18 protein-coding genes are annotated in these 15,955 nt (G+C 67.6%); 10 read left to right on the forward strand and 8 right to left on the reverse strand.

Annotation, left to right across the window (positions count from 1 at the left end; genetic code table 11):
• Positions 1-212: 212 nt before the first annotated feature.
• The 3 genes from ABEA50_RS01735 (at position 213) to ABEA50_RS01745 (ending at position 2,531) form a co-directional block, all read left to right on the forward strand.
• Positions 213-386: a hypothetical protein gene (locus ABEA50_RS01735; RefSeq protein WP_345493195.1), complete on the forward strand. Its 174-nt coding sequence runs from the start codon at positions 213-215 to the stop codon at positions 384-386.
• 64 nt (positions 387-450) lie between these two features.
• Entirely contained in the window at positions 451-1,254 is an 804-nt protein-coding gene (locus tag ABEA50_RS01740) for an SDR family oxidoreductase (protein WP_345493196.1), read from the forward strand.
• Between the two features lie 209 nt (positions 1,255-1,463).
• Positions 1,464-2,531 (forward strand): NAD-dependent epimerase/dehydratase family protein, encoded by a 1,068-nt coding sequence (locus tag ABEA50_RS01745; protein ID WP_345493197.1) that lies wholly within the window; start codon positions 1,464-1,466, stop codon positions 2,529-2,531.
• A gap of 110 nt (positions 2,532-2,641) precedes the next feature.
• Here ABEA50_RS01745 and ABEA50_RS01750 read toward each other — a convergent pair whose 3' ends face one another.
• Genes ABEA50_RS01750 through ABEA50_RS01760 form a run of 3 tightly spaced genes read right to left on the reverse strand, consistent with a single transcriptional unit; the run spans position 2,642 to position 5,754 of the window.
• Positions 2,642-3,694 (reverse strand): sensor histidine kinase, encoded by a 1,053-nt coding sequence (locus ABEA50_RS01750; RefSeq protein WP_345493198.1) that lies wholly within the window; start codon positions 3,692-3,694, stop codon positions 2,642-2,644.
• Positions 3,687-4,391, reverse strand: coding sequence for a response regulator transcription factor (locus ABEA50_RS01755; protein ID WP_345493200.1), 705 nt, complete (start codon positions 4,389-4,391; stop codon positions 3,687-3,689). Before ABEA50_RS01755 ends, ABEA50_RS01750 begins: the two co-directional genes overlap by 8 nt.
• A 4-nt stretch (positions 4,392-4,395) precedes the next feature.
• Entirely contained in the window at positions 4,396-5,754 is a 1,359-nt protein-coding gene (locus tag ABEA50_RS01760) for a hypothetical protein (RefSeq protein ID WP_425577501.1), read from the reverse strand.
• Positions 5,755-5,878: 124 nt separating this feature from the next.
• Between ABEA50_RS01760 and ABEA50_RS01765 the strand changes: the two genes are divergently transcribed.
• From ABEA50_RS01765 to ABEA50_RS01775, 3 genes are read left to right on the forward strand one after another with little or no spacing between them, the layout of a single operon-like run.
• On the forward strand, positions 5,879-6,550 hold the full coding sequence (locus ABEA50_RS01765; RefSeq protein WP_345493202.1) for a glycosyltransferase family 2 protein: 672 nt from the start codon (positions 5,879-5,881) through the stop codon (positions 6,548-6,550).
• On the forward strand, positions 6,547-7,278 hold the full coding sequence (locus ABEA50_RS01770) for a TIGR04282 family arsenosugar biosynthesis glycosyltransferase (protein WP_345493203.1): 732 nt from the start codon (positions 6,547-6,549) through the stop codon (positions 7,276-7,278). Before ABEA50_RS01765 ends, ABEA50_RS01770 begins: the two co-directional genes overlap by 4 nt.
• Positions 7,275-7,946, forward strand: coding sequence for a methyltransferase domain-containing protein (locus tag ABEA50_RS01775; protein ID WP_345493204.1), 672 nt, complete (start codon positions 7,275-7,277; stop codon positions 7,944-7,946). The genes ABEA50_RS01770 and ABEA50_RS01775 overlap by 4 nt, the downstream gene beginning before the upstream one ends.
• Positions 7,947-8,061: 115 nt before the next feature.
• Here the strand turns inward: ABEA50_RS01775 and ABEA50_RS01780 are convergent, their stop codons facing one another.
• A complete protein-coding gene (locus ABEA50_RS01780; RefSeq protein ID WP_345493205.1) occupies positions 8,062-9,000 on the reverse strand; it encodes a LysR family transcriptional regulator in 939 nt (312 codons plus the stop codon).
• A 119-nt stretch (positions 9,001-9,119) separates the two neighbouring features.
• Here ABEA50_RS01780 and ABEA50_RS01785 point away from each other — a divergent pair, with 119 nt between their 5' ends.
• Positions 9,120-10,121, forward strand: coding sequence for a YeiH family protein (locus ABEA50_RS01785; RefSeq protein WP_345493206.1), 1,002 nt, complete (start codon positions 9,120-9,122; stop codon positions 10,119-10,121).
• Between the two features lie 157 nt (positions 10,122-10,278).
• On the opposite strand, the gene radC is transcribed toward ABEA50_RS01785, so the two are convergent.
• On the reverse strand, positions 10,279-10,947 hold the full coding sequence (gene radC, locus ABEA50_RS01790) for a RadC family protein (protein ID WP_345493208.1): 669 nt from the start codon (positions 10,945-10,947) through the stop codon (positions 10,279-10,281).
• A gap of 158 nt (positions 10,948-11,105) precedes the next feature.
• On the opposite strand from radC, the gene ABEA50_RS01795 reads away from it, so the two are divergent.
• Positions 11,106-11,834 (forward strand): MerR family transcriptional regulator, encoded by a 729-nt coding sequence (locus ABEA50_RS01795; protein ID WP_345493209.1) that lies wholly within the window; start codon positions 11,106-11,108, stop codon positions 11,832-11,834.
• Here ABEA50_RS01795 and ABEA50_RS01800 read toward each other — a convergent pair.
• Positions 11,831-12,070, reverse strand: a complete 240-nt coding sequence (locus tag ABEA50_RS01800; protein ID WP_345493210.1) for a type II toxin-antitoxin system VapB family antitoxin — start codon at positions 12,068-12,070, stop codon at positions 11,831-11,833. The two genes, ABEA50_RS01795 and ABEA50_RS01800, sit on opposite strands and share 4 nt — an antisense overlap.
• Positions 12,071-12,189: 119 nt before the next feature.
• On the opposite strand from ABEA50_RS01800, the gene ABEA50_RS01805 reads away from it, so the two are divergent.
• Both ABEA50_RS01805 and ABEA50_RS01810 read left to right on the forward strand, forming a co-directional pair.
• Positions 12,190-12,675, forward strand: a complete 486-nt coding sequence (locus ABEA50_RS01805; RefSeq protein ID WP_345493211.1) for a DUF4396 domain-containing protein — start codon at positions 12,190-12,192, stop codon at positions 12,673-12,675.
• A gap of 83 nt (positions 12,676-12,758) precedes the next feature.
• Positions 12,759-13,658 carry a phenylalanine 4-monooxygenase gene (locus ABEA50_RS01810; RefSeq protein ID WP_345493212.1) on the forward strand — a complete coding sequence of 300 codons (900 nt, stop codon included), beginning with the start codon at positions 12,759-12,761 and terminating at the stop codon, positions 13,656-13,658.
• On the opposite strand, the gene ABEA50_RS01815 is transcribed toward ABEA50_RS01810, so the two are convergent.
• On the reverse strand, positions 13,636-14,235 hold the full coding sequence (locus tag ABEA50_RS01815; RefSeq protein ID WP_345493213.1) for a TetR family transcriptional regulator: 600 nt from the start codon (positions 14,233-14,235) through the stop codon (positions 13,636-13,638). The genes ABEA50_RS01810 and ABEA50_RS01815 overlap by 23 nt on opposite strands.
• Positions 14,225-15,736 carry an MFS transporter gene (locus tag ABEA50_RS01820; protein ID WP_345493214.1) on the reverse strand — a complete coding sequence of 504 codons (1,512 nt, stop codon included), beginning with the start codon at positions 15,734-15,736 and terminating at the stop codon, positions 14,225-14,227. The genes ABEA50_RS01815 and ABEA50_RS01820 overlap by 11 nt, the downstream gene beginning before the upstream one ends.
• Between the last annotated feature and the right edge of the window lie 219 nt (positions 15,737-15,955).

A 15,955-nucleotide genomic window follows, 5' to 3' on the forward strand; every position in this document is an offset into this window, starting at 1 on the left:
TCGTCCTCGGCGCGCGAGACAGCGGCCAGCTCGCGCCGCCAAACCCTAACGCCGAATTCGCATGTCGCCCCAGCCGCGGATTCGGTCGATACGGTACTGAACAACGTCGATTTCCACTGTCGGCGAGCACTTCTCGCCACCCCATCGACGACCGAGTATTCGCACGTCATAACGCAATCGGAATCGCTGACAGCACCGCGACAACCCCGCCGGTGACCCCACCGACGACCACCGCCGAGACCTCCTGCGTCCCCGAAGAATTCAACCCGTCCTCCACTGCCCGACACCCCACATTGCCCACCTGTTTCCCGGACGCCCAGACGCCGGGCCCGAGATCCGATCATCACCAAGTCGACACCACCACCTCGACCGGCGAACGCCGCTGAGAAACCTCGACACCGCGGGGAGGGGTTAGGGTCGTAGCGGCGGATGGTTGTGGAGGAGAGGGCTATGGTTCGGACTGCGGTGGTGACGGGGGCTTCCTCGGGGATCGGCAAGGCTGTGGCGGCGGCGCTGGTGGCCAAGGGGTATCAGGTGATCGGCACCAGCCGTAAGCCCGAGTCGCTGCGTGACGAGCAGCGCGCGCCCGGAGTCGAATACCGCGCGCTCGATGTGACGGACACGGCGTCGATCTCGACGTTCGCCGCGGGGCTCGACGTGGTGGATGTGCTGGTCAACAATGCGGGCGAGAGCCAGGCGGGGCCGCTGGCGGAGTTGCCAGACGACGCGGTGGCGCGACTGTTCCAGCTCAATGTGCTCGGGCCGGTCGCGCTGACGAGGGCGGTGCTGCCGGGTATGCGGGAGCGCCGGTTCGGGCGGGTGGTGATGGTCGGTTCGATGCTCGGCAGTTTCCCCATGCCGTATCGCTCGTCGTATGTCGCCACCAAGGCGGCGCTGCGCGGGTTCGCGACGGCGGCGCGGTTCGAGGAGTCGCCGTTCGGTGTGTGGATCACCGCGGTGGAGCCCGGTCAGGTGAATACCGGTCTGCGGGAACGCAGGACGAAGTATCTGACCGAGAATTCCCCGCACACCACCGATTTCACCGCCTTCATGGCGAAGCTGGACCAGAAGCAGGGCGAGGGCATTACCCCGGCGAAGGTCGCCGAGACCGTCGTGCGCGCGATCGAGGCCAACCGTCCGAAGCCGCTGTACGCCGTCGGCAGCGCGGCCCCCGTGATGTTCCTGTTGCGCCGAGTCCTGCCCCGCTCTGTGATGGAACGACTCATCGCCCGCAGCTACGGCCTGTCCCGCTGAGTCTTTCCTGCCTAGGACACGCACGCGCCATCACCGCAGGGTGATAGCCGCGAGCAGCCTGCCGACTTCGGTCCGGCCGCGCACGGCAAGCCACGTTCACAGTGACGAAAGTCTGACGGTCCGGCGTGTGCGCTGTGGCCGACCACACCGATCAGGCACGATCGTCGCATGACTTGCGATGTGACCGCCGTGCGCGACGAGTCCCTGCGATGAGCCCTGTGCGGGTATTGCTCACCGGCGCAGCCGGTTTCATTGGCAGCCACATTCATCGGACACTGGCCGGTGCCGGGCACGAGGTGCTCGCCGTCGACACCATGCTGGCCGCCGCGCACGGCCCCGAGGCGCAGCTTCCCGAGGGCATTCAGCGGCTCGATGTTCGCGACGGCGCCGCACTCGACGACGTGTTGCGCGGCATCGATGTCGTGTGCCACCAGGCGGCGGTGGTCGGCGCGGGAGTGAACGCACAGGACGCGCCCGCCTACGCCAGCCACAACGACTTCGGCACGGCGACGCTGCTGGCCGCGATGGATCGCGCGGGTTGCCGCAGGCTGGTGCTGGCCTCGTCGATGGTGGTCTATGGCGAGGGCAGGTATGCCGGGCACAGCGGAGTCCCGGTCGAGGTCGGGGTGCGCGACACCGCCGACCTGGACAACGGGATCTTCGATCATCGCGATCAGCGCACCGGCGAGGTGCTCGACTGGACCTTGGTCGAGGAGAACGCGCCGCTGTGTCCGCGCAGCCTGTACGCGGCAAGCAAATTGGCGCAGGAGAATTACGCCTTCGCGTGGTCGCGTGCGACCGACTCGACGGTGACCGCTCTGCGCTATCACAATGTGTACGGCGCCGATATGCCAAGGGATACACCGTATTCCGGTGTCGCGGCGATCTTCCGGTCGAGCCTGGAAGCGGGAAAGCCGCCACAGGTTTTCGAGGATGGCGGCCAGGCAAGGGATTTCGTGCATGTCACCGATATCGCCTCGGCCAACCTCGCGGCCGTCGAGCAGCCGTTGTCGGGTTTTGTCCCGTTGAATGTCTCCTCGGGCCACCCGATCACGATCGGCGAGGTGGCGGCCACCCTCGCCGCCGCGCGCGGTGGACCGGACCCGGTGGTGACCGGGGAATACCGTTCCGGCGATGTGCGCCATATCGTCGCCGACCCGGCCGAGGCCCGACAGCTGCTCGGTTTCGTCGCGCAGGTCTCCCCGAAGGAGGGCCTCACCGAATTCGCCTTCGCCCCACTGCGTTCTGCGAAGGGCACCGGCGCGCCGACGGTCTAGCGCAGCGCCCCGCAACCCGGCGCAAGGTATCAACGCACGCGAACCTGCTCGAACATTCGCGAAAGCGCCTCGATATCAACCCGATCCACCGCGAGGCGAACCCGCCGTGTTCACCCCCTCGGCACCGCGGCACCCGGCAACGGTTGCTGCGATAACGGCAATCGCACCTCGAACCGGCAACCCTGTTCCCGGTTCTCGGCCGAGATGTCGCCCTGATGGGCCTGCATCAACCCCGCGGCGATCGCCAGACCCATGCCACTTCCGGTGGGGACACCGTCACCTGCGACGGGTGAGCGCGCGGAGGTGCCTCGGTAGGCGACTTCGAAGATGCGTGGCAGGTCGGCTTCGGCGATGCCGGGACCGTTGTCGTCGACCCGTGCCCAGGCGAGGCCGTCCTCGGCGCCCGCCGAGATCGCGATTTCACCGCCGGGCGGGGTGTGTGCGATGGCATTGGAGACCAGGTTGGTGAGCACGCGGGCCATGGCGTGGTCACTGGCCGCGACGACCAGCCGTTCTTCCGGTTGTTCGGCGCGCAGTCCCACCTGCGCGCGTGCGGCGGTGGGGCGGTTGGCGGCCAGCACTTCGTCGATGAGTTCGCGCAGGTCCACCGGTTCCAGCTCCAGCCGCAGCGCACCCGCGTTGATCTTCGACATCTCGAACAGGTCGTCGACCATGTGCGAGAGCCGATTGGTTTCGCTGCCGATCTGCTCGGCGTATCGGGCGACGTCGCGTCCGCTGACGACGCCGTCGGTCAACGCCTCGGCCATCGCCCTGATACCGGCCAGCGGCGTGCGCAGGTCGTGGCTCACCCAGGCGACCAGCTCCCGCCGTGACTGTTCGGCCGCGCGTTCCTGTTCCCTGATCTGCTTCTCCCACACGGTTTTTCGTGCCTGTTCGCGACCGAGCAGGATGGCGGCGGGCACGGTGACGGCGGCGACGACCGCGAGAACCACTGCGGTGCGCTGCAATTCGTGGGTGAACATCAGCCCACTGACGCCGATGATCCCCGCCAACGACGACAGCGTGGGAATGAGGACCAGCACTGCCATACTGGTGGTGAGCGAGCGGTTGCTGGTGGCGCGCAGGATCAGCGCGCCGATGAGCACCACCGGCACCGAACAGGCGAGGGTGAGCGCGATGAGTTGCGCGGTGTCTTCAGGCACGGGTCGCTCCGTTCGCGGAATCGGTACGCGCCCAGGCGTATCCGCGCCCCCATACCGTGTCGATTCGATGTTTGTCGCCGAGTTTCGCACGCAGGCGTTTGATGTGCACGGTCACGGTGGAGAGGTCACCGAAGTCCCACCCCCAGACCTGGGCGAGCAGATCGTTTCGACTGAACACCTCCTTCGGATGACTCAGCAGGAAGGTCAGTAGGTCGAATTCGCGCGGCGTGAGTTCCACTGGGATCGCCTCGACGAGAGCGAGCCGGAACGCGGGCCGCACTTCGATGACGCCGTCGCGCAGTATCTCGCGCCCGGTGTCGGGTGTCACCCGCGCCCGGCGCAACACCGACGCCACCCGTAAGGCCAGCTCGCGGGGGCTGAATGGTTTGGTGACGTAGTCGTCGGCACCCGCTTCGAGCCCGAGCACGCGATCGTCTTCGTCACCCAGGGCGGTGAGCAGGATGACCGGGGTGTCGGGCCGGGGACCGCCGCGGATCACCCGGCAGATCTCGATGCCGTCGGGCTGCGGCATCATCACATCGAGGACGGCCAGCTCCACCTCGTCGTCGGGGTTCGCCAGCGCCGCCAATGTGGTGGCGCCGTCGTCGGTTTCGCGGACGGTGTGGCCGTCTCGTTCCAGGTAGCGGCGCACGACATCGCGCACGACCGGGTCGTCGTCGGCGATCAGAATGCTCATGTGTTCACCAAATCGTCAGTAGCAGATGAATGATCGCGAGCGTGCCGATGCCCTGCACGGCCAGCCAGAACCGTGCGGTGGCGCGTGGGAGGAACGCGGTGGCCACGAGCACCCAGAGGTCGAACGGTAGCCAGATGCGTTCGGTTTCGGCTTTGCTCAGGCCGCTCAGGTCGGCGGCGAGGATGGCGCACACACCGGCGAGGGCGAGCAGTGCGGCGGGGTCGCGGCCGCGCACCACGCTGGGGACGAGCGTGCGGTGTAGGGCGGCGGCGGTGGCGAGGCCGAGCGCGCATACCGTGGCCGCGAGGTTCGCCCAGAACCAGTACGCGTACGGGCGTTCGGAAGCGATGCCCTGGTAGTAGCGCTCGACCACCAGGTGGTAGCCGTCGAACCACCAGAATCCCGCGAGGGTGAAGGCCGCGACCACCAGTAGCGCACCGAGTATCGCCGGGAGCAGCGGTCGGAGGGTCTTGCCCGCGATCAGCACCGCGAGCGCGGGCAGCGCCATCAGCGACAGTCCGTAGTTGAGATACATACCGCAGCCGAACAGCACCCCGGCCGCGACCGCGCTGGCGTAGTGCCGTCCCGGTCGCGTGGCCAGCGCCAGTAGTGCCACCGCCCACGCGGTGACCCCCGCGAACATCGCGTCCGCGGAAACGCCGATCCAGATCGCGGCGGGGGCGAGGGCCAGGAACGGCAGTGCGGCGCGCGCACGGTCCTCGGCACCGAGCGCACGCAACGCGACCGCGACGGCCACCACCGCGCTGGTGCCGATCAGCACGCACGCCAGGCCCGCCCACGTGCTTCCGCCGAGACCGATCCGGTCCAGTGAGACGAAGAACAGCAGCGCGCCGGGCGGATGTCCCGACACGTGGGTGGTCCAGGAGTCGGGTTGGAAGTCGAGGATGCGGTCGGAGAATCCGCGCAGCATGGCGGGGATGTCGGTGACGCCGTCGACCTCGCTGAGGTACTCGTGGCCGTCGGCCAGGCGTGCGACGAATCCTCGTTGCCAGCCGTCGACCATGACCAGCGCGAATGTCCATGCGAGCGCGGTGAGCCACGCGGAAGCGAGCAGCTTCGGCCAGGCGAGTCGTTGCGCCAGTGTTGGTCCCCACGCGACCACCGCGACGACGAGCACGATCGCTGGCCCGGTCCCCCAGCCGACGTGCGGCAACCACCCCGCGTAGAGGGGTGCGGCGGCGGCGTACAGGGTGGCGCGGAACTCGGGAGTGGCCAGTCGTGGCACGACGAAGGCCGCGGCGACCAACAGGGCGGCGACCAGTGCGCCGATGACGTCACCGCGCAGCCGAGTCCGTGGCGGCGCGATGGTCTCGGTGTCGGCGGCATCGGTGAGGTCATGCACCAGACACACGATAGGTCCGCCCTCGGCCACCGAGCACCGTTCCTACCGGCTTTTTCGGCGCCGTCATTGTTTCGTCACAGGGATTCTCCTATTCGCGCAGGAAAATCGGCATAGCGTCGGTGCGGTGACCGAATCTCACATCGAGCAGAACGCGGTAACCGTGGTGATCCCGTGCCGGGACGAGGCCGAGGCGTTGCCGGGGGTGTTGGCCGCGATTCCCGCCGAATATCACGCCCTGGTGGTGGACAACGGTTCCACCGACGACACCGCCGCCGTCGCCCGTGCGCACGGCGCGACGGTGGTGGGCGAGGAACGCCCAGGCTACGGCGCGGCGGTGCAGGCGGGGATCACCGCGGCGGGCACCGAGTTCGTCGCGGTGCTCGACGGCGATGGTTCGATGGACCCCGCGGAATTACCCGGCTTGGTCGAATTGGTTCGCGCGGGTGCCGATCTCGCGGTAGGGCGGCGCAGGCCCACCGAGGCGGGCATCTGGCCGTGGCACGCGCGGCTGGGCAATCAGGTGATCGCGCACCGCTTGCGCAGCACCTATGGGCTGCCGGTGCACGACATCGCGGCGATGCGGGTGGCAAGGCGCGCGACCATGCTTTCGCTCGGGCCGTTGCATCAGCGCTCGGGTTATCCGTTGGCATTGTTGGTCGGCGCGGCGGGCGCGGGATGGCGGGTGGTCGAGCGCGACATCGCCTATCGGCCGCGCGCGGGTGGCACCTCGAAGGTGTCCGGCTCTGCGCTGGGCACATTGCGCGCTACCAAGGATTTCTTGGCGGTGTTGCGATGAGCACTGAGCGTGCTGAGTGTCCTGACAACCCCGGCACCCCGAATACCACCTCGCCACCACACGAGGTGACCCTGCTGGTGATCGCGAAGGCACCGATCGCGTGGTTCGCGAAGACCAGGCTCACACCGCCGCTGGCGCCGGTGGATGCCGCCCGTGTCGCGGCCGCGGCACTGCTCGACACCTTGGACGCGGTGCGCGACTGCACCGTCACCCGCCGGGTGATCGCCTTCACCGGCGACCTGGACCGCGCCGAGAGTGGTGACGAAATATCCAGGGCGATGGAGGATTTCGAGGTTTTCGCGCAGCGTGGCGGCGATTTCGGCACGCGCTTGGCCAACGCGCACGCCGATGCCGCGCGTTTCGGCGCCCCGGTGCTGCAAATCGGCATGGACACACCGCAGGTGGGCGCGAGCACGCTCATCGAGGCGGCGCGTCGGCTCACCGACGCGGGGACGGCGCTGCTCGGCCCGGCGGAGGACGGCGGTTGGTGGGCGCTCGGTCTGCCGAATCCGCAACCGGCGCGGGTGCTCGCGCAGGTGCCGATGTCCACCGCGCATACGGCGACCGCGACCCGAAGCGCGTTGCGCGACTGCGGGTATGGGGTACGTTCGTTGCCGCGGTTTCGGGATGTCGACGACTTCGACGACGCGCTCCACGTCGCAGACCATTCGGGTGGTCGTTTCGCCGAGGTGGTCCGCGCGCTGCGCGCCGGGCTGGTGCCTCGGTGAGCGGCCGGATTTCGGCCGCCACCACGCAGACGGTGACCGATGGGATCGAGATGTTCGACCGCGCGTTGGCGGGTGAGGCCTCGTGGGTGCGCACCTCCGACGGTGCGCGCCGCAGGCTCCCGACTCAGCGGTGGCTCGCCGACGCCGACGCGCTCGCCGATACCGCTATGACCTCCTGTTGCGACGGCCCGACCTTGGATCTCGGCTGCGGCCCCGGTCGCCTCGTCGCGCATTTGTTGCGGCGCGGGGTGGTGGCGCTTGGTGTGGATATATCGCCGATGGCGGTGGCGGTCACCAGGTTTCGTGGTGCGCCCGCGTTGCGCCGCGATCTGTTCGGTCAATTACCCGGCGCGGGACGATGGCATTACGCGTTGTTGGCCGACGGCAATATCGGCATCGGTGGCGATCCGCATCGGATTCTGCGCCGCACCTGCGAGCTGCTCGCGCCGAACGGCACCGCGGTGGTCGAATTCGACCCGCCGGGAACAGGTTTGGTATCGCTGCCGATTCGTTTGGAGTCCGAGACCCGTGTCGGTTCGTGGTTTCCGTGGGCGCATGTCGGCATCGAACGAGCGCGGGAGTTGGCCGAAGCGAATGGTTTCCGCGTGTTGAACACCGAAGAGGTGGACGGGAGGCATTTCGCTTGGCTCGGCCCGACGCCGATGTGATCGGGTTGTCGGTGGCGGTGCGGGACAAGGGATGAGCTCCGGCAAGGCTGTGCACCGGCGTTTCCGGGACGGCACCGGCGATCGAGATTCGAGATTCGGTGCGTGACACCGGTTCTCACGGTGGCGGCATCGGCACCATGCGTCGCGACTCGATCCGCCCGGCGTGCTCGACGAGGGTCGCCGCGGCTCCGGTCGGCGGTGTCGCCCGGCGCCAGATCGCGCGGAATTTCCTGCTCAGGCTCACCGAGTCGGCCACGCGCACCACGCGCAACGCGCCACTCACCAGGTCGGGTGTGGCGATCAGGTTGCTCAGCACCGCGGGCGCCACACCGGCCCGTGCCGCCGCGCTGATCGCCACCGCCGACCCGAGCTCGGCGGCGGGTCGTGCCGGTTGACATTCCGCGCTCAGGATTTCCCACACGGTGTCGCGGGTGCCGGAGCCGGGTTCGCGCCACAGCAGCGGTGTGGTGGCCAATTCGCGCAGGGTCACCGGCTTTCGGCGCCGCGCCCACGCGTGCTGCGGGGCCACCACCACGACCAGGTCGTCGCTGCCGAGTACCTTGCTGCCGAGTCCGGCGGGTGGGTGCGGACCCTCGACGAATCCGAGATCCGCTTCCGCCTCGCGGACCATGGCCTCGACATGCTTGGTGTTGTCGACTTCCAACGCCACCGCGAGGTCGGGATAGGAATCACGTAAAGCGCTCAACCACTGAGGAATTCGATGATCGGCGATGGTTTTGGACGCGGCGACCCGCAGCCTCGGCGCCTCGGCGGCGTGTAACGCGGCCACCTCGACATTGAACGAGCGCGCGGCCTCGAGTACCAATCGAGCGTGGCCGACGACAGCGCGGCCGGAGCCGGTGAGCGCGGAACCGGTGGGTCCTCGGTCGAGTAGCCGCAGGCGTAGTCGGCGTTCCAGGGCGCTGATGCGCATGCTGGCGGCGGGTTGACTGACGCCGTGTTCGCGGGCGGCCGCGCCGAGGCTACCCAGCTCGGCGACGGAGACCAGCAGGTCGAGTACGTCGAGGTCAGGCAGCCGCGTGAGGGAGGTCATCGTTGTCGAGTATGACGGCAGCGCACCAGCGCTTGTCGCCGACCCCATCAGCGCGGCTTATGAGGTCATGTCGATTCGACGGCTACCCATACCCCCGCGCCCCGGCGATTCTCGAAGACATGAACCTCGCCACGCTGATCCCTCGGCACGGCCCCGGCCTCGCGCTCTCGGCGCTCGTGGCTACGGCGGCGACCTTGCTCGCCAAGCTGGTACCGGTGGTAGGCGCGCCGGTGCTCGCATTACTCGGCGGAGTGTTGTTCGGTGCGCTCGTGCGGGGAAAAACCACCGCGACAGAGCTTTTCGCGCCGGGGTTCGAGCTCGCGCGCCATCATCTACTCAGTGCGGCGATCGTTTTGCTCGGGCTCGGGTTGCCCGTGGGCGCGGTGCTGAGTGTCGGCCGCGACACCGCGGTCGTGCTGGTGGGCACGGCGGCGGTCGGCGCGGTGGCCGCGCTGCTGTTGGGTCGGGCGTTGGCGATCGACCCGGATTCCGCGGTGCTGGTCGCCGTCGGTACCACCATTTGCGGCGCCTCGGCCATCGCGGCGGCGACGGCGGTGCTGCGCCCCGAACGTCACCGGGTCGGCTACGCCCTCGGCACGATCTTCTTGTTCAATGTGCTTGCGGTACTGATTTATCCGCCGTTGGGTCACCTGTTCGGTTTGTCGCAGCCCGCCTTCGGCCTCTGGGCGGGTACCGCGATCAACGACACGTCCTCGGTACTGGCGGCTGGCGCGGCCTACGGCGCGGTCGCCGCGCAGTTCGCGGTCATCGTCAAGCTGGTGCGCAGCCTGCTGATTGTCCCGATGTGCCTCGGCCTGCAGCTCACCCGCCGCGACACCGCGACGAAAACCCCGCTGTGGCGGATCTTTCCGCTATTCGTCGTGCTGTTCGTGCTCGCGTCGGTGATCGCGGGAACGGGGCTCGTACCCGTCGCGCTGACCAGCCAGTTGGCCAGCGTCAGCGGCTGGCTGATCGCCGCGGCACTGGCCGCCATCGGTGCCGCCATGAACTGGCATCAGGTCCGCACCGCCGGTCCGCGACCGTTGCTGTATGGCGGCCTGCTCAGCGTAGTTCTCGCGGTTTCCAGCCTGGCACTCCAATTTTTCACCGGGTGGCGGTGAGCGGCGATGCGCGAAACACCCAGCCTGTGCACCCGGCATACTGCTGGGACGTGCGTCGGGCCTGCGCGGCGACCTGGTGCTGCCGATCTCCCGTGAGTGCGAAGAAACCGCTGGCCTCGGCGAGACACCGGCCCATAGGCGCGAACATGCCTTGTGTTCAGAGTTCCGTCGCGGTCGACCACGATTCGTCAGCGACGACGACATGGTCGAGAAATCGTAAGCCGACGATGTGCGCCGCTTCTTGCAGCGAGCTGGTGGCCCTGCGGTCGTCGAGACTCGGGGTGGGTTCGCCGGACGGGTGATTGTGGGCGACGGCGAAGGCCCGCCCATCATGCCGCAGCACGGTATTCATGATCTCGCGGATCGGAACGGCGACCCGATCGACCGCACCCTGGGCGACGAACACCTTGTGCCGCAGTCGGTTCTGCGCGTCACACACCAACACCAGCAGTCGCTCCACCCGCGCACCTTCGAACATCGGCCGTGCGACGGCGGCCACCGCGGCGGAGGACGTCAGCTGGGTGACGGCCAGTGCGCCACCGCGCACACGGGAACCCAACTGGAACGCCGCGATAATCGCCGCCGCCTTCGCCGACCCGATTCCGCTGCGCCGCACCAGCTCCTCGGGTCGGGCCGCCGCGAGCTCGGCCAGCCCGCCGTACTCCACCACCAGTTCGGCGGCGAGATCGAGCGCATTGGCGCCGCGCCTGCCGTGCCGAAGGAGCAGCGCGAGCAACTCCACATCGCTGAGCGCGTGCGGCCCCAGCGCGAGCAGGCGCTCGCGAGGACGTTGTTCGACAGGCACATCGACAAGCGAAACCGGCATCGTTGCACCCCTTGCTCACGGCGACAGTGTCACGCACTCTGCCAGCCGACACCGACAGATTTCGCGACCGCGCACGCGATCCGGTCGTGCCACACTTGACTATGCCGTAGCGGCATAGTGGAGGGTCTTGCTGAATACAGCGATTCGAGGAGGTCACCGTGGCTTGGAGCACTCGTCAGCTCGCCGATCTCGCGGGCACCACGTTGCGTGCCGTCCGGCATTATCACGAGGTCGGCCTGTTGGCGGAGCCGGAGCGAAGCAGCAACGGCTACAAGCAGTACGGCGTCGCGCACCTGGTGCGGCTGCTGCGCATCAAGCGCCTGTCCGACCTGGGCTTCTCGTTGTCGCAGATCGCCGCGATGGGTGAGGCCGACGAGCACCCGGAGGAGGCCGTCGCGGTTCTGGATGCCGAGTTGGCCGCGACGATCGAACGGCTGCAACGCGTTCGCGTCGAGCTCTCCACGGTGCTCGGCAAGCGTTCCCCCACGGATCTGCCGCCGGAGCTGAGCACCGCCGTCGCCGATCTCCCCGCCAACGATCGCGCGTTCACCGTGGTGTTGAGCAGGATCTTCGGGCCGAAGTCGCTGGAGACCTGGCGCAAGATGATGGAGGACTACCACTACACCCCGAACGCGATCGAGTTCGACAAGCTCACCGACGACACCGACGACGCGACCAGACAGCGGATCGCGCAGGCACTGACCACCGAACTCGCGGATCTCACTGCGACGTACCCCGAGGCCGCCCAGCTGGGCATGGACGCTCCCTCTGGCGTGGCGTTCGCGAACGAGGCGATGAACGTCGCGTTGCTCGACCTGTACAACGAAGCCCAGATCGATGTGACGCAACGGGTGGTTCGACTCATTTCGGAGTCGAAGAAGAGTTAACCTTCGACGACTTCGGGTTCGGGGAGGGTGAACCAGGTATCGGCGGCGAGCTTTTCCAGATGGTGCAGTTGGCGCTCGTGCACGACGATGCGCCGCAGCGCCTCGTTGATGGTGGCCTCACTGCTCGACGTGCCCATGATGGCGGCGGCGCTGGCGAGTAGTTCTCGGTCCAGGTCCACCCGCACGGTGGCCCGGCGCGGCACTTCCTGTGCCCACGGCGGGGCCTCTTGTCTCATGCGTCCTCCTTTTTACATTCGCAATCTTGCGGCATGAACCTTTCATTTACCCGGTGAATCACGAAAAAGAGACACCCGAGCGGTATGTCCATATACGGTACGGGGGTATAGTCATCGCCATGGACCACGCCGGACACGACACCGGGAACACGCACCGACCTGCACCGACCAGCTGGCGCATGGCCGCACAGGCCACCGCGCACTGCCTCACCGGTTGCGCGATCGGCGAAGTACTCGGCATGGTGATCGGCACCACATTCGGGTGGAGCAACCTTGCGACCGTGGTCGTTTCGATCGCGTTGGCGTTCCTGTTCGGCTACGCACTCACCATGCGCGGCGTGCTGCGCGCCGGATTACCGCTCGCGGCGGCCGTCACCACCGCACTGGCCGCCGACACCGTCTCGATCACCGTGATGGAGATCGTCGACAATCTCGTCATCCTCGCCGTGCCCGGCGCGCTGGACGCGCAGCTGGACACGGTGCTGTTCTGGGCGACGATGCTCGTCTCGCTCGCGGTGGCGTTCGTGCTCACCACGCCGGTGAACAAAGCGATGATCAGCAGGGGCAAAGGTCACGCGGTGGTGCATTCGCTGCACGGCCACTGACCAACCCGCCGCCCAACTCGGCAATTTGTCTAGCTGCGGCGACCCTGGTTGTCCCGTCGTCGACTCGGTGCTTGCATCGACATATGTTCACCGAGGCTCAGCTGTATTCACCGGTGACCCGCTCCGACCAGGGCGAGGTGACCGTGCACCTGAGCGACGAGCATCCCGGCGTGCACGACCAGCGTTACCGTCGGCGCCGCAATGCCATCGCCGCGCTGGCACTGGACTACCACCGGGGCAAGCCGCTGCCCCATGTCACCTACACCAAGGAAGAGCAGCGGGTATGGCGGATCGTCTCCGCCGAGCTCGCGCGTAAGCACCGTCGGTATGCCTGCGCGGAGGTGCGCGAGTCCGCCGCCCGCCTCGCGCTGCCGACCGATCACATCCCGCAACTCGACGAGGTGTCGGCGGCGTTGGAGCCACTCACCGGTTTTCGGTATGCCCCCGCGGCGGGCTTGGTGCCGTTGCGGGAGTTCTTCGGCTCGTTCGCCGAGCGGATCTTCCATTCGACCCAGTACATCCGCCATCATTCCGCGCCGCTCTACACCCCGGAACCCGATGCCGTGCACGAGGTGATCGGCCACGCCAATCAGCTCGCGAGCCCGCGTTTCGCGCAGGTGTACGCCTCGGTCGGCGCGGCCGTCGAGCGGGTGCACTCGGAGCGCGCCTTGAAGTTCTTGGCGAATGTGTTCTGGTTTTCGATGGAGTTCGGTGTGGTCCGCGAACACGAGCAGACTCGTTGCTACGGCGCGGGATTGCTCTCCTCGTTCGGCGAGATCGAAGAGTTCCGCCACGCCGAGTTACGACCGCTGGATGTCGCCGAGATGGGTCGCGCCACCTACGACATCACGCACTATCAGCCGGTGCTGTACTGCGCGGACTCGGTCGACGAGATCGAGGACGTGATCGGCGGCTTCTTCGAGACCATGGACGACGACACCCCCGACCGCATGGCGGCGGTCAAGGCGAACGGCGCCCGGTAGCTTTTCCGAAAGGCATACCGGCGTCGAGGAACTCGATGACGCGGCCGATGTTCGCGGAGTCCATCACCGAGACGCTCGACACGGCCATTGCCGCGCCGGTGAGCGCGCCGGCAGCGACTCGGATTTCGAAATCGTCGGCCGCCCTGTCGATTCGTTCGGCGATCATGGTCGAGACCATGTCGAAAGTGTGGAGCAGTTGCTGGGTGACGGCCGCGCGCAGTTCGGGCTCGGCGCTCAACAGCGTTTGCCGCTCGTGTTCGAAGGCGGCCTGTTCCTCGGTCAGCGCCTGGAACACTTCGTCGCTGGCCTTGTGAAAGGCCGCCATCGGGGACAGCTCGGGGGGTTGCTCTCGGTAGGCGGCGATCATCAAAGCGTCGAGGTCGTCGGTGATGACCAGTTGCTCTTTGCTCGGGAAGTAACGGAAGAAGGTACTGGGTGAGACCTCGGCGGCGGCGGCGATCTGTTCCACCGTGGTCTCGCCGTATCCCTGTTCTCGAAACAGCCGGAACGCTTCCGTACGAATCGTCCGGCGGGTGCGCACCTTTTTCCGTTCCCGCAGGGGCATCTCATCGGACATGCGACGATTCTGCCGCATCGGGTGCCGGCATCGGCGCGGGCGGCTTCGGCCGCACCAGGAGCGCGGCCAGCGCGGAGGTGATCAGGCACAGTCCGGCACACACCCAGAGCATCGCGCCCATGCCGCTGACGAACGCGCTCTGGACCTGATGCAGCATGCTCGCGTCCCCGGCTCGACGCGCGACGGCGACACCGGCGTTCACACCGTCGGCGATCGGATCGCGATTGTATTCACCCAGGTCGGACCGGTACCGGGTGGCGAGCACCGTACCGAGGACGGCGACGCCGATGGTGCCACCGGCCTGCCGCAGCGCTTGCAGCAGCGCCGAGCCGGTTCCCGAGCGTTCGGCGCTCAGTTCGCCCATGGCCAAGCCCATCGCGGCGGGCATCACCATGCCCATACCTGCGCCGAGCAGCGTCGTCCAGAGCGCGGTGTATCCGTAGCCGCTGTGCGCCGTGGTCAGCGCGCCGAGTACCAGCGCGGCACCCAGCAGCAGGAAACCGCCGGTGATCACGACGCGCACACCCAGTTTCGGCAGGATCGCGTCGACCAGCCTGCTGCCCACCATGAGTCCGCCGATCAGCGGCAGCAGCCGTAATCCGCTACCGAGCGCGTCCACTCCGAGCACCGCCTGAAAGTACTGCGGCACGGTGAAGAACATGCCGAACATCGCGAAGTTGACGACGATGGAAAATGCGGTGCCCCAACGGAATCCCGGCGTCGCGAACAGCGCGAGTTCGATCAGGGGATGCTCGGCCTCGCGTTGCCACCAGACGAATGCGGCCAGCAGGAGCGCTCCGACCGCAACGCTCACCCAGGCGACCGGATCGCCCCAGCCGCTGTCGCCGAAGCGAATGAAGCCGTAGGTGAGCCCGAGCATGCCGAGTGCCGAAGCCGCGACACCGGGGAGATCTATCGGAACGCGTTGCGTACTGCGTGATTCGGGCACGAGCACGAAGACGGCGAGCGCGCCGATGATCACCATCGGCACGTTGATCAGGAACACCGAACCCCACCAGAAGTTGCGCAGCAGCCAGCCGCCGACGATCGGGCCGAGGGGTAACCCGAGCGCGGTGGCGGTGATCCAGATGGTCAGCGCCCGCTGACGTTCCCGCTGATCGGGAAACAGGCTGGGCAGCACCGCCATCGACAGCGGCATCATGGCCGCGGCCGCGACGCCGAGCACCACCCGTGCGGCGATGAGTTGGCCGGCACCGGCGGCGAAGGTGCACGCCACCGAGGCCACTCCGAACAGCACTAGCGCCGCCAGCAGGAATTTCTTTCGGCCGTACCGGTCGCCGAGCGCTCCGGCGGGCAGCATCAGCGCGGCGAGCGCGAGCGTGTACGCGCCGCTGAACCATTGCAGCGCAGCGGTATCGGCGTGCAGATCGACGGCGAGGGTGGGCAGCGCGACCGTGAGCACGGTGACGTCGAGCCCGATCGTCAACATCGCCAGCGCCAACGCCCCCAGCGCCAACCAACGGCGAGAACTTGCTTTCATCTCCCAGCCCTCCAAAATTGATAGTGACTACCAAATGATAGTAACTCTCATTTAGTAGCAGGTGTCAATATAAGATCGCGTGGGTCGCGTGCGTCGGAGAGCTGAGAGCGCGTGGAGCTGCCCTGATGCCGCCGAGCGGGAAGGCGCGTCCGAGTGCCGGGTCCGTCGGGATTTCGTGGCGACCGCCACGTCGCGAGTAGCCCAGCCTGGCCGGCGCGG

The organism is Nocardia callitridis, assembly GCF_039543305.1.
Classification (GTDB): Bacteria; Actinomycetota; Actinomycetes; order Mycobacteriales; family Mycobacteriaceae; genus Nocardia; species Nocardia callitridis.

Excerpts from the sequence above, each read along its gene's own strand:
- ABEA50_RS01800 (WP_345493210.1), bottom strand. The coding sequence starts at position 12,070 with ATGAGACAAGAGGCCCCGCCGTGGGCACAGGAAGTGCCGCGCCGGGCC.
- ABEA50_RS01770 (WP_345493203.1), top strand. The coding sequence starts at position 6,547 with ATGAGCACTGAGCGTGCTGAGTGTCCTGACAACCCCGGCACCCCGAAT.
- ABEA50_RS01740 (WP_345493196.1), top strand. The coding sequence starts at position 451 with ATGGTTCGGACTGCGGTGGTGACGGGGGCTTCCTCGGGGATCGGCAAG.
- ABEA50_RS01810 (WP_345493212.1), top strand. The coding sequence starts at position 12,759 with ATGTTCACCGAGGCTCAGCTGTATTCACCGGTGACCCGCTCCGACCAG.
- radC (WP_345493208.1), bottom strand. The coding sequence starts at position 10,947 with ATGCCGGTTTCGCTTGTCGATGTGCCTGTCGAACAACGTCCTCGCGAG.
- ABEA50_RS01815 (WP_345493213.1), bottom strand. The coding sequence starts at position 14,235 with ATGTCCGATGAGATGCCCCTGCGGGAACGGAAAAAGGTGCGCACCCGC.
- ABEA50_RS01745 (WP_345493197.1), top strand. The coding sequence starts at position 1,464 with ATGAGCCCTGTGCGGGTATTGCTCACCGGCGCAGCCGGTTTCATTGGC.
- ABEA50_RS01805 (WP_345493211.1), top strand. The coding sequence starts at position 12,190 with ATGGACCACGCCGGACACGACACCGGGAACACGCACCGACCTGCACCG.
- ABEA50_RS01780 (WP_345493205.1), bottom strand. The coding sequence starts at position 9,000 with ATGACCTCCCTCACGCGGCTGCCTGACCTCGACGTACTCGACCTGCTG.
- ABEA50_RS01755 (WP_345493200.1), bottom strand. The coding sequence starts at position 4,391 with ATGAGCATTCTGATCGCCGACGACGACCCGGTCGTGCGCGATGTCGTG.
- ABEA50_RS01785 (WP_345493206.1), top strand. The coding sequence starts at position 9,120 with ATGAACCTCGCCACGCTGATCCCTCGGCACGGCCCCGGCCTCGCGCTC.
- ABEA50_RS01820 (WP_345493214.1), bottom strand. The coding sequence starts at position 15,736 with ATGAAAGCAAGTTCTCGCCGTTGGTTGGCGCTGGGGGCGTTGGCGCTG.